This is a genomic window from Pseudomonas sp. PS02303 (assembly GCF_029959925.1).
Taxonomy (GTDB): Bacteria; Pseudomonadota; Gammaproteobacteria; order Pseudomonadales; family Pseudomonadaceae; genus Aquipseudomonas; species Aquipseudomonas mandelii.
This window is the reverse complement of record NZ_JASCOM010000181.1, coordinates 1-12,370: the sequence shown is the minus strand read 5'-3', so window position 1 is coordinate 12,370 and position 12,370 is coordinate 1. Positions and strand designations below refer to the sequence as shown.

Sequence of the window (12,370 nt, the reverse complement as noted above, 5' to 3'; positions counted from 1 at the left end):
AGCCTCGCTCGTACAGGTTCGGTATGTACCGCAAAAGTGGCGCATGACCTGTAGACGCGAGGCTTGCACGCGAAGGCGCCGGCTCAATCACCCCAATCAATTGATCAATTACTGGACAACCGGTCCCCACGGGCGAATTTCCATGTGCGGATGATCTCCAGCCGATCAATGTCCGACAAATCCCCGGTAAACGGTGAAAACGGTGCCGCCAGCCGCACAATCCGCTGCGCCGCCTGATCCAGCAGCGGTTGCCCGGAGGATTCCAGCACCAGCACTTCATACAGCGAGCCATCGCGGTTGATCGAGACCATCAGGCGCAAATTGCCGTAGATCTGCTTGCGTCGCGCTTCGTCGGGGTAATTCAAGTTGCCGATGCGCTCGACCTTCTTGCGCCATTCGTCCTTATACCAGGCGCCCTTGTCTTTCATGGTCGAAGCAGCGCTCAGGCGGTGGATGCGTGGGCGCTTGGCGTACAGCTGTTGTTCGTTGGCCAGTTCCGCTTCCAGGCTGGCGATGTCGCTGGACAGCTGTTCAGTGTCGAACGTCGGCGCCGCCACCGCAGGCTTGGTTATCGGCTTGATCTCTTCGTTCTTGGCCGGGGCTTTTTTCGGCTTCGGCGCGACCGTGGTCACGGCAGCCTTGGGCGCAGCTTCCGGCACTGGCGGCTTGGCGGCCGGCGGTGGCGTGACTTTCTGCACCTTGTTGTCCTGGAAGGGCGCGACCTCGGTGGTCTTGGGAATCGCCTTTTTATCCAGGGTGCCGCTGCCTTCCTGATTTTCCTGGGCAAGGAAATCAGCTTTCGCAGGCTTCTTTTCGCTTTTGAAGGTGGCGAGGGTGATTTCCAGGGTTTTGCTGATCTGCTTGGGTTCTACCATCGTGAACCCGACGCCCAACAGCAAGGCCAGGTGAATCAGCGCCGCTAGAAACAGGGTAAATCCGAGGCGATCGGCCGGGCGCACGCCACGATGGGCGAGTTCAGGGGGCAGATCGGACGGAAGTGTCATGACAAAAAAACCAACATCGCGTTTTTACGGGCTCGGCATGATAACGCAATGTTGGTTTTTAGCTTCAAGCTACAAGTATCAAGCGACAAGCTGTAGGGCGTCAGCTTCAAGCTTGCAGCTTGCGGCTTGAAGCTTGCAGCTGCTTCTCTATGGCATCCATCAGCATGCCGCCGATGTCGGTGCCAAACGCATTATCAATCTCGCGGATGCAGGTCGGGCTGGTGACGTTGATTTCGGTGAGGTGCTCACCAATCACGTCCAGACCCACGAACAGCAGGCCTTTCTCACGCAGGGTCGGGCCGACCTGAGCAGCGATCCAGCGATCCTTGTCGGTCAACGGGCGGGCTTCGCCACGACCGCCGGCCGCCAGGTTGCCACGGGTTTCACCGGCGGCCGGGATCCGTGCCAGGCAGTAATCCACGGGTTCGCCGTCGATCATCAGGATGCGTTTGTCGCCATCGATGATTGCCGGCAAGTAACCCTGGATCATGATCTGCTGCTTGCCATGCAAGGTCAGGGTTTCGAGGATCACCGACAGGTTCGGGTGGCCGACGGTGTGACGGAAGATCGACGAACCGCCCATGCCGTCCAGCGGCTTGAGGATCACATCGCCGTGGTGATCGGCGAACTCGCGCAGCACGTCCGGGCGACGGCTGACGATGGTCGGCGGCGTGCACTGCGGGAACAGCGTGGCGAACAGCTTTTCGTTGCAATCGCGCAGGCTTTGCGGCTTGTTGACCACCAGCACGCCAGCGCGCTCGGCTTGCTCCAGCAGGTACGTGGAGTAGACGAACTCCATGTCGAATGGCGGATCCTTGCGCATCAGGATCACGTCAAGATCGCTCAGCAGCGCGTCGGTCTCGGCTTCCAGTTCGAACCATTTTTCCGGGTTGGCGAAGACTTTCAGCGGACGCATCCGCGCTCGGGCTTCACCTTCGGCCTGGTACAAATCGCTCTGTTCCATATAGAACAGTTCCCAGCCGCGCTTCTGTGCGGCCAGCAGCATGGCCAGCGAGCTATCCTTTTTATAGGAGATGCTGGCAATAGGGTCCATGACAATCCCGACGCGAACGCTCATGGGTTTTTCCTCGAATTGGGGTGGTCCGGATGGACACGAAAAAGTGGCGTCAGATTGGCGCCCAGTGTGTTCCCGGTCAAGGAAAAACCACCGTGTCAGTCGCCCGATAGATTGGTGTTGGAGACTGTGCTAAAAAGGCTGCCATGTCGTGCTGGCCCTTGAACATCAAGGGTTTCGAGCCACCGAAGGTCCGTAAACGGACAATTTGATTCGCAAAGGCGACGGTAGAGCATTTATGGAACAGCATTCCAGCGCCTTGAAGGTCATGGTGATCGACGATTCGAAGACGATTCGTCGTACCGCCGAAACGCTGTTGAAAAACGTGGGTTGTGAAGTCATCACGGCCATCGATGGTTTCGATGCCCTGGCCAAGATTGCCGATAACCATCCCGGCATCATCTTTGTCGACATCATGATGCCGCGCCTGGATGGCTATCAGACCTGCGCGTTGATCAAGAACCACAGTGCGTTCAAGTCCACGCCAGTGATTATGCTGTCGTCCAAGGACGGGCTGTTCGACAAGGCCAAGGGGCGCATCGTCGGCTCCGACCAGTTTCTGACCAAGCCTTTCAGCAAGGAAGAACTGCTGAACGCGATCCAGGCCCATGTACCGGGCTTCGCCGCCGTTTTGCCGCAGTAGGACACGCACAGTGACGCTCGGCCAGCGGGCCCGGCGTTGACAAGAATGGGGAAGACCATGGCACGTATTCTGATCGTCGATGATTCGCCGACCGAAATGTACAAACTGACCGGCATGCTGGAAAAGCACGGTCATGAAGTGTTGAAAGCCGAAAACGGCGCCGACGGCGTGGCCCTGGCCCGTCAGGAAAAACCCGACGCGGTGCTCATGGACATCGTCATGCCCGGCCTCAACGGTTTCCAGGCGACCCGCCAGTTGACCAAAGACCCGGAAACCGGGCACATCCCGGTGATCATCATCACCACCAAGGATCAGGAAACCGACAAAGTCTGGGGCACACGCCAGGGCGCCAAGGATTACCTGACCAAACCGGTGGACGAAGAGACCCTGATCAAAACCCTGAACAACGTGCTGGCCGGTTGATCGTCCGGCCATGACCGAGTCGCTGACGGCTTTCGAACTGCTGCTGCAGATTGACCAGCGCTGTCGTCTGCTTGCGGCGGATCTGCCATCCCAGCCAACCCGACAGGACCGCTGGAGCGGCATCGGCTTTCGCTTGGGCGAAAACTGGTACGTCGCGCCCATGGGCGAAGTCAGCGAGGTCCTGCACGAACCGCGTTTCACCCAATTGCCGGGCGTCAAACCCTGGGTCAAGGGTGTGGCCAACTTGCGCGGACGATTGCTGCCGATCATGGATTTGTGCAGCTTCTTCGGACATGAGCAGTCGACCCTGCGCAAACAGCGGCGGGTGTTGGTGGTGGAGCACGGTGAAGTGTTTGCCGGGTTGATGGTCGACGAAGTCTTCGGCTTGCAGCACTTTGCCCAGGACAGTCTCGAACCGGTGTCGATGGCCGATCTGCACGGGCCGATTGCCGCGTTCGTCCAGGGCCGGTTTCAGCGTGAGCAGACGTGGCAAATATTCAGCCCGTTTACGCTGGCGCAGTCGCAAAGCTTTATGCATGTAGCGCTGTAATCAAGGCGACGCCGCAATCCTGCAGGAGCGAGGCTTGCCCGCGAAGAACGAAAACGCGGTGTTCCCGTAAGACCGTAGCGCCTGCTTCGCGGGCAAGCCTCGCTCTTACAAGGGCGTCGTTGAATCAGGCAGTACAGGCGAGGACCGATGATAAAAACAAAAACAGGCAAGCCAGAAGGATCGCGCAGCCGCTCGCAGATCATCGTGCTGTTCATCGCGCTGATCATCTTCATCATGCTGCTGTTTGCCAACTTCGCTTACCTCAACACGCAAGCCACGTATGACAAACAGTACATCGGCCACGCCGGCGAACTGCGCGTGCTGTCCCAACGCATCGCCAAAAACGCCACCGAAGCCGCTGCCGGCAAGGCGGCAGCGTTCAAGCTGCTGAGCGATGCACGCAACGACTTCGCCCAACGCTGGGGTTACTTGAAGAAGGGCGACCCGGCCACCGGCCTGCCGCCAGCGCCGTCCGCCGTGCGCCCGGAAATGCGCGCCGTTCAGCTGGACTGGGAACGGCTGCTGAAAAACACTGACGCCATCCTCTCCAGCGAGCAGACCGTACTCTCGCTGCATCAGGTCGCCGCGACGCTGGCCGAAACCGTGCCGCAGTTGCAGGTCGAATACGAAAAAGTCGTCGAAATCCTCTTGCAGCGCGGCGCGCCGGCCGCTCAGGTGGCCATGGCCCAGCGTCAGTCGCTGCTGGCCGAACGCATCCTGGGCGCGGTGAACACCGTGCTGTCCGGCGATGAAAATTCACAACAGGCCGCCGACGCGTTCGGTCGCGACGCTGCCCGATTCGGCCAGGTACTCAATGGCATGCTCCAGGGCAATACGTCGCTGCGAGTCAGCCAGGTCGAAGACCGCGATGCGCGTGCCCGCTTGACCGAGATTTCCGAGCTGTTCGAATTCGTTTCCGGCTCTGTGGATGAAATCCTCGAGACCTCGCCCGAGCTGTTCAAGGTTCGCGAATCGGCGACCAACATCTTCACCTTGTCACAGACCCTGCTCGACGAAGCCTCGCACCTGGCCAGCGGGTTCGAAAACCTTGCCGGCGGGCGCGACACCGACACCATTGGCGGCTACGTGCTGGGCCTGTTGGCGCTGATGTCGATCATTCTTATCGGCCTGGTGATGGTTCGCGAAACCAACCGCCAGCTGCGCGAAACCGCCGAGAAAAACGAGCGCAACCAGACCGCGATCATGCGCCTGCTCGACGAGATCGAAGACCTCGCCGACGGCGACCTCACCGTGACGGCCTCGGTGACCGAAGACTTCACCGGCACCATCGCCGACTCGATCAACTATTCCGTTGATCAACTGCGCGACCTGGTGGCGACCATCAACCTCACCGCCGGCCAGGTCGCCGCCGCCGTGCAGGAAACCCAGGCCACCGCCATGCACCTGGCCCAGGCGTCGGAACATCAGGCGCAACAGATCAGCGAAGCCTCCACCGCGATCAACGACATGGCCCAGTCCATCGACCAAGTCTCCGCCAACGCTGCCGAGTCCTCGGCGGTGGCGGAACGCTCGGTGGAAATCGCCAACAAGGGCAACGAGGTGGTGCACAACACGATCCACGGCATGGACAACATTCGCGAGCAGATCCAGGACACCGCCAAGCGCATCAAGCGTCTGGGCGAGTCCTCTCAGGAAATCGGCGACATTGTCAGCCTGATCGATGACATTGCCGATCAGACCAACATCCTTGCGCTCAACGCGGCGATCCAGGCCTCGATGGCCGGTGATGCCGGGCGCGGTTTTGCAGTGGTAGCCGACGAAGTGCAGCGTCTGGCCGAGCGTTCGTCCGCCGCTACCCGGCAGATCGAAACCCTGGTACGAGCGATCCAGACCGACACCAACGAAGCCGTGATTTCCATGGAACAGACCACCACCGAAGTGGTGCGCGGCGCGCGTCTGGCGCAGGATGCCGGTGTGGCGCTGGAAGAAATCGAAGGGGTATCGAAGACCCTGGCGGCGCTGATCCAGAGTATTTCCAACGCTGCGCAGCAGCAGACGTCTTCAGCCGGTCAGATTTCCCTGACCATGAACGTGATCCAGCAGATCACCACGCAGACTTCGTCGGGCTCGACCGCCACCGCCGAGAGCATTGGCAACCTGGCGAAAATGGCCAGTCAGCTGCGGCGTTCGGTGTCCGGTTTCACCTTGCCGGCGGCCAAGGCGCAGGCGGCGGATAAAGTGTGAAGCGCCCGCAGGCGTTCGGGTTTTTTTGAGTAGAGCAGTGATTTGGAGTGGTTATGGGTGATCGGCACGACTATGTGGCCCTCGAGTGGGTCAAAGGCGAGATTGCCGAAACGCTGAAAGTGGCTCATCAAGCGATCGAAACCCTGCTTGATGATCCCCAGGCGACGCACGCCCTGAGCGATTGCCTGGCGTGCATCCATCAGGTCCACGGCAGTTTGCAGATGGTCGAATTCTACGGCGCGGCCCTGCTCGCCGAAGAAATGGAACACCTGGCCACCGCCTTGCAGCAAGACCGCATCAACCATCGCGACGAGGCGCTTCATCTGCTGTTGCAAGCCCTCGGGCAACTGCCGATCTACCTCGACCGGGTGCAAGGCGCGCGCCGTGACCTGCCCTTGGTGGTGCTGCCGCTGATCAACGATTTACGCAGTGCCCGGGGCGAAAGCCTGTTGTCGGAAACCAGCCTGTTCAGCCCGCAATTGCTCGACCTGCCGGTGTTGGACGAAGAATCGCTGGCCCTGCTGGAACCGGCGGATTTTGCCAATGTGCTGCGCAAGTTGCGGCAGATGCTGCAAATGGCGTTGGTCGGGTTGCTGCGCGAGCAGGATGACGAGACTAACCTTGGTTATCTGACCAAGGTTTTTTCACGCCTGGAAGGACTGTGCGGCAACGCGCCTTTGAGCCCGTTGTGGCAAGTCGCCTCGGCGCTGGTCGAAGGCATGCGCGGCGGCTCGATTGCCAACAGCCCGGCGCTGCGCAGCCTGTTCAAGGACGCCGACAAAGAACTCAAGCGCTTGCTCGAACAGGGCATACGCGGCATCAATCAGCCGGCGCCGCCGGAGTTGCTCAAGAGTTTGCTGTTCTACATTGCCAAGGCCGAACATCCCACCGGGCAGATGCTGACCATGAAAGATCGTTACTCACTGGACGACGCGCTGCCTGACAGCGCAATGGTCGACGAAGAACGCGCCCGCCTGGCCGGACCGGACCGTGACGCCATGCGCTCGGTGCTGGCCGCGCTGTGTGAAGAGCTGGTGCGGGTCAAGGAACGCCTGGACCTGTTTGTGCGCAGCGACCGCCAGCACACCTCGGACCTCGAAACCCTGCTGGCGCCGTTGCGGCAAATCGCCGACACCCTGGCGGTGTTGGGTTTCGGCCAGCCGCGCAAAGTCATCATCGATCAACTGGCGGTGGTGCTGAGCCTCGCCCAAGGCCAGCGCGAACCCAACGACGCCATTCTCATGGACGTTGCCGGGGCCTTGCTCTACGTCGAAGCGACGCTGGCCGGCATGGTCGGCACCGTAGAGCCGGAGAGCCAGGAAGAAAGCCACCTGCCGACCACCGATCTGACGCAGATCCATCAGATCGTGATCAAGGAAGCGCGCATCTGCCTGCAACAGGCCAAGGACATGATCGTCGACTACATCGACGCCGACTGGGATCGCCAGCATTTGCAGGCCTTGCCGGCGTTGCTGACCCAGGTACGCGGTGCGCTGTCGATGATTCCGTTGGGTCGTGCGGCGAGCCTGATCGAAGCCTGCAACCACTTCATTCGCGAGCATCTGCTGCTGGACCCGGGCCAGCCCGGCTGGCAGGAACTGGACAGCCTGGCCGACGTCATCACCAGCATCGAGTATTACCTGGAGCGTCTCAGCGACGACCCCGAGGCACCCGGTGAACAACTGCTCGACGTGGCGGAAAAGAGCCTGGCGTCCCTTGGGTTTTTCCCCAGTGAACAACAGGTGCCGATGCTTGAGGATGTGCTGAGCCCGAGTGAAGCCCAAGTGATGCAGGACCTGCAAGAACTCGATGACCCCGATACCGTGCAGTCGCTGGCCGATGTCCTGGCCAGCCCGGTGTCTTCGGTCAATCCGCCGGCGCTGACCATCCCGGGCAGCCTGCTGCCACCGCCCGCCGGCGAAGAACCGGTGGACGAAGAGCTGCGGGAAGTCTTCCTCGAAGAAACCGATGAAGTCCTGGAAATCCTCCGGGAGTACTTGCCGCGCTGGACGGCCAACCCGGACGATAACGCCGCGTTGAGTGAATTGCGCCGGGCTTTCCACACCTTGAAAGGCAGTGGCCGGATGGTCCGTGCGCTGGTGCTGGGCGAACTGGCGTGGGCGGTGGAAAACCTGCTCAACCGCGTGCTGGAGCGCAGCGTTGCGCCTGGGGCGGCAGTGCAACAATTGCTCCTCGATGCACTGGCGCTGCTGCCGCAACTGGTGGCCGAGTTTGCCGCCAATGCCCAGCGCCAGAGCAACCAGGTCGACCAACTGGCCGCTCGCGCCCATGCCCTCGCCAAGGGCGACACGCCCGCCAGCGATGAGGACACCCAGGACGTCGCGGCCCTCGATCCGCTGTTGCTGGAGATCTTCCGCAAGGAAGCCGAGACCCATCTCGCCAGCCTCAACCGTTTCCTCGATCAAGCCGCCGAGCACGTGCCGCTGCAAGCCAGCGACGAGTTGCAGCGAGCGTTGCATACCTTGAAGGGCAGCGCCTCGATGGCCGGCGTATTGCCGATCGCCGAGCTGGCGACGCCGCTGGATCAACTGGCCCGCGAATACAAAGCGCACCTGATCGCCCTCGACCTCGACGAAGTCGAACTGCTGCTGGAAGCCGAAGGTCTGTTCCGTCTCGGGCTGCGGCAACTCAAGACTGATCCGCTGGCCGAAATACCGGATGCCGATTTGCTGATCGAGCGCACCAAGGCGCTGCTCGCTGAGCGTCTGGATGCGCTGTTGAAAGCGCCGAACACCGCGCTGCGAATCAAGCGTGATCCGCAACTGATCAACAACTTCCTGGCCCAGGGCATGGACATCCTGCTGGACGCCGAAAGCCTGTTGCAGCGCTGGCAGCAGCACCCCGGCGAGCGCCAGGAACTCAGCGCGTTGCTGGACGAATTGACCACCTTGGGCGAAGGCGCGCACCTAGCCGATCTGCACCCGGTGGATGAATTGTGCGAAGCGTTGCTCGACCTGTACGGCGCGGTGGAAGAGAGCAGCCTGGCAGTCAGCGACCGGTTTTTCCACGAGGCGCAAAGTGCCCACGAAGCGCTGATCAATATGCTCGACGAACTGGCCGCCGGCCAGGAAGTCAGCCCGCAACCGGAACGCATCCGTGCCTTGCGCGGCCTGCTCGATGAAAGCCTTGATCCATCGTCCATGGGCCTGATCCGCAGCGATGGCAGCCGCACCCTGAGCATCCGCGAACTGGGCAGCGCCACCGCAGAACTGGAACAGACCGCGACTCGGGTCGAGCTGGACGATGAGATCGTTTCGATCTTCCTCGAAGAAGCGGTGGATATTCTCGAGAGTGCTGGCCAGGCCTTGCAGCGCTGGCTGAACGACCCGGACAACGCCGCGCCGCTGTCGTCCTTGCAGCGGGACTTGCATACTCTCAAGGGCGGCGCGCGGATGGCCGAGGTCGAGCCGGTCGGCGACCTGGCCCATGAATTGGAAAGTCTTTACGAAGGCCTGGTGGACCACCGTTACAGCTACAGCGAAACCCTTGCGCAGTTGCTGCAACAGAGCCATGACCGGCTCGCGGTGTTGCTCGAACAGCTGAAAAACCAGCACACCCTGGGTGCCCCGAGCGAGCTGATCGAGGCGATTCGCGAGTTCCGTCAAGGCAATGCCAACACCGTCGAAGTGGCGGAACCTGCGCCGGCCAATGACTCGCCGGGGCATGACCCCGAGCTGCTGGAGATCTTCCTTGAGGAAGGTTTCGACATCATCGAAAACTCCGGCGCGGCGCTGGTGCGCTGGCAAGCCGAACCGTCGAACCGTCAGGAAGTGGAAACCCTGCTGCGCGACCTGCACACGCTCAAGGGTGGTGCGCGGATGGTGGAAATTGCACCCATCGGCGACCTCGCCCATGAGTTGGAATTTCTCTACGAAGGTCTGTCCGCTGGCGTGCTGCAACCGACCCCGGCGCTGTTCGCCCTGCTGCAAAGCAGTCATGACCGACTGGCGCAAATGCTCGACGCCGCCCGCGCCGGCCAGCCCTTGCCGCCGGCTGATCGGTTGATCGACGCGATCAAGAACTTCAGCCATCCCGCTGTTCTTGATACGCCGGTGATCGTGCCCGCCACGCCGAAACCCGACGCCCCGGTGGCGCAAGCCGAAGTGGGCGTCGACATGGTCAAGGTCTCGGCAGAACTGCTCGACGATCTGGTCAACCTGGCCGGTGAAACCTCGATCTTCCGTGGCCGTATCGAGCAACAGGTCAACGATGCGCGGGTGGCCCTGAGCGAGATGGAAACCACCATCGAGCGGATGCGCGATCAGTTGCGACGGCTCGACACCGAAACCCAGGGACGGATTCTCAGCCGCCAGCAAGTCGAAGCGGAACGTCTGGGCTACGAGGAGTTTGATCCGCTGGAAATGGACCGTCACTCGCAGTTGCAGCAGTTGTCGCGGGCGCTGTTCGAATCCGCCTCCGACCTGCTCGACCTCAAGGAAACCCTCGATCGACGCAATCAGGATGCGGAAAACCTGCTGCAACAGCAGGGCCGCATCAACACCGAATTGCAGGAAGGCCTGATGCGCACGCGCATGGTGCCGTTCGAGCGCATGCTGCCGCGCTTGAGGCGCATCGTCCGCCAGGTCTCCAGCGAGCTGGGTAAAGACGTCGAGTTCGTGGTCGGCAACGCCGAAGGCGAGATGGATCGCAACGTGCTTGAGCGCATGGCGGCGCCGCTGGAACACATGCTGCGCAACGCCGTGGACCACGGCCTGGAATCGGCCGAGGTACGTATTGCGGCCGGCAAACCGGCCCAGGGACGAATCACTCTCGACCTGTCCCGCGAGGGCGGCGACATGATTTTCGACATCCGCGACGACGGCGCGGGCGTGCCGCTGGACGCGGTGCGGCGCAAGGCGATCAAGCGCGGCTTGCTGGCCCCGGACGCCGAGGTCAGCGACCGCGATGTGCTGCAATTCATCCTGCAACCGGGGTTCTCCACCGCCGAGAAAATCACTCAGATTTCCGGGCGTGGCGTGGGCATGGACGTGGTTCACGAAGAAGTCCGGCAGCTCGGTGGCACCATGGTCATCGACTCGACACCGGGGCAGGGCGTGCACTTTCGGATTCGCCTCCCGTTCACCGTGTCGGTCAACCGCGCGCTGATGGTGCAGTGTCTGGAGGATCAATACGCGATCCCGTTGAACACCATCGACGGCATCGTTCGCGTGCTGCCCAACGAGCTCGAAGGGCATTACCGGCTCGATCCGCCGACCTATGAATACGCCGGGCAGCGTTATGAACTGTGTTATCTGGGCGAGCTGCTGAAAACCAGCACCCGCCCGAAACTGTTGGGCCAGAGCCTGCCGCTGCCAGTGTTGCTGGTGCAATGCAACGAGCGGCACATCGCCGTGCAGGTAGATTCCACGGCCGGCACGCGGGAGATCGTGGTCAAAAGCCTCGGCCCGCAATTTGCGTCGGTGCAGGGGTTATCCGGGGCGACGATTCTGGGCGATGGCCGGGTGGTGCTGATTCTCGATTTGCTGGCGCCGATCCGCGCCATGCAGGCCCGAGTGCCGCAACAGTCGGCGACACAGGACGTTGAGGTCGAGCCGCATAAACCGCTGCTGGTGCTGGTGGTCGACGATTCGGTCACCGTGCGCAAGGTCACCAGCCGCCTGCTCGAACGTCACGGCATGAACGTGCTGACTGCCAAGGATGGGGTCGACGCCATGCTGCTGCTCGAAGAACATATGCCCGACGTTATGCTGCTCGACATCGAGATGCCGCGCATGGACGGCTTCGAAGTGGCGACCCAGGTGCGCAGCGACGAACGTTTGCAGCATTTACCGATCATCATGATCACCTCCCGCACCGGCCAGAAACACCGCGACCGCGCCATGGCCATCGGCGTCAACGACTACCTCGGCAAGCCGTACCAGGAATCGGTGCTGCTCGACAGCATCGCGTTGTGGAGCAAAACCCATGCTTGAGCATCGCACCAGCAATCTCACCGGCCTGCTGCTGCCCCTGGCTGACCGCAACCTGATTCTGCCCAACGTGGCGGTGGCGGAGTTGATTGACTATCAACCGGGGGCGTTCGATCTGGACACACCGCCGTGGTACCTGGGGTTGGTGACGTGGCGGGACCGGCAGATTCCGTTGCTGAGTTTCGAGTCGGCGTGCGGCAATAAAACCGTCATCGGCGAGCGCGCGCGCATCGTGATTCTCAATGCACTCGGTGGGCGGCCGGAGCTGAAGTTCATTGCGCTGTTGGTGCAGGGGATTCCGCGGTCGTACAAACTGGACAGTCAGTTGAGTTACGTCGATGTGCCGTTGTGTCCGCTGGAGCAGGCGGCGGTGCAGGTGGGGGAGCAAGTGGCCAAGGTGCCTGATTTGCTGGCGCTGGAGGAGTTGTTGGTGAGTGCCGGGCTAGTCTGACGGACCCCTTCGCGGGCAAGCCTCGCTCCTACAAGGACTGCGCCAAACCTGTAGGAGCGAGGCTTGCC

8 protein-coding genes are annotated in these 12,370 nt (G+C 61.6%); 6 read left to right on the top strand and 2 right to left on the bottom strand.

Features of this window, described 5'->3' with window-relative positions; all coding sequences use genetic code 11:
- Window positions 1–104: 104 nt before the first annotated feature.
- On the bottom strand, window positions 105–1,004 hold the full coding sequence (locus QMX98_RS26130; RefSeq protein ID WP_083375545.1) for an energy transducer TonB: 900 nt from the start codon (window positions 1,002–1,004) through the stop codon (window positions 105–107).
- A gap of 106 nt (window positions 1,005–1,110) precedes the next feature.
- Entirely contained in the window at window positions 1,111–2,082 is a 972-nt protein-coding gene (gshB, locus tag QMX98_RS26125) for a glutathione synthase (protein ID WP_077747230.1), read from the bottom strand.
- 235 nt (window positions 2,083–2,317) lie between these two features.
- Between gshB and pilG the strand changes: the two genes are divergently transcribed.
- The 6 genes from pilG (at window position 2,318) to QMX98_RS26095 (ending at window position 12,302) form a co-directional block, all read left to right on the top strand.
- Complete coding sequence (gene pilG / locus QMX98_RS26120) at window positions 2,318–2,722, top strand: twitching motility response regulator PilG (RefSeq protein ID WP_010466861.1); 405 nt, start codon at window positions 2,318–2,320, stop codon at window positions 2,720–2,722.
- A gap of 57 nt (window positions 2,723–2,779) precedes the next feature.
- The gene (pilH, locus tag QMX98_RS26115) at window positions 2,780–3,145 is read left to right on the top strand and encodes a twitching motility response regulator PilH (protein WP_008068134.1); all 366 of its coding nucleotides are present in this window, start codon (window positions 2,780–2,782) and stop codon (window positions 3,143–3,145) included.
- A 10-nt stretch (window positions 3,146–3,155) separates the two neighbouring features.
- Window positions 3,156–3,695 (top strand): chemotaxis protein CheW, encoded by a 540-nt coding sequence (locus QMX98_RS26110; RefSeq protein WP_010466863.1) that lies wholly within the window; start codon window positions 3,156–3,158, stop codon window positions 3,693–3,695.
- A 147-nt stretch (window positions 3,696–3,842) separates the two neighbouring features.
- Window positions 3,843–5,900 (top strand): methyl-accepting chemotaxis protein, encoded by a 2,058-nt coding sequence (locus QMX98_RS26105; protein WP_010466865.1) that lies wholly within the window; start codon window positions 3,843–3,845, stop codon window positions 5,898–5,900.
- 53 nt (window positions 5,901–5,953) lie between these two features.
- The gene (locus QMX98_RS26100; RefSeq protein ID WP_282411585.1) at window positions 5,954–11,854 is read left to right on the top strand and encodes an Hpt domain-containing protein; all 5,901 of its coding nucleotides are present in this window, start codon (window positions 5,954–5,956) and stop codon (window positions 11,852–11,854) included.
- Entirely contained in the window at window positions 11,847–12,302 is a 456-nt protein-coding gene (locus QMX98_RS26095; protein ID WP_010466875.1) for a chemotaxis protein CheW, read from the top strand. The genes QMX98_RS26100 and QMX98_RS26095 overlap by 8 nt, the downstream gene beginning before the upstream one ends.
- The last annotated feature ends 68 nt before the right edge of the window (window positions 12,303–12,370 follow it).

Bases quoted from the DNA above. Each gene is read 5' to 3' on its own strand.
- QMX98_RS26130 (WP_083375545.1), bottom strand. From the start codon at position 1,004: ATGACACTTCCGTCCGATCTGCCCCCTGAACTCGCCCATCGTGGCGTG.
- gshB (WP_077747230.1), bottom strand. From the start codon at position 2,082: ATGAGCGTTCGCGTCGGGATTGTCATGGACCCTATTGCCAGCATCTCC.
- pilG (WP_010466861.1), top strand. From the start codon at position 2,318: ATGGAACAGCATTCCAGCGCCTTGAAGGTCATGGTGATCGACGATTCG.
- pilH (WP_008068134.1), top strand. From the start codon at position 2,780: ATGGCACGTATTCTGATCGTCGATGATTCGCCGACCGAAATGTACAAA.
- QMX98_RS26110 (WP_010466863.1), top strand. From the start codon at position 3,156: ATGACCGAGTCGCTGACGGCTTTCGAACTGCTGCTGCAGATTGACCAG.
- QMX98_RS26105 (WP_010466865.1), top strand. From the start codon at position 3,843: ATGATAAAAACAAAAACAGGCAAGCCAGAAGGATCGCGCAGCCGCTCG.
- QMX98_RS26100 (WP_282411585.1), top strand. From the start codon at position 5,954: ATGGGTGATCGGCACGACTATGTGGCCCTCGAGTGGGTCAAAGGCGAG.
- QMX98_RS26095 (WP_010466875.1), top strand. From the start codon at position 11,847: ATGCTTGAGCATCGCACCAGCAATCTCACCGGCCTGCTGCTGCCCCTG.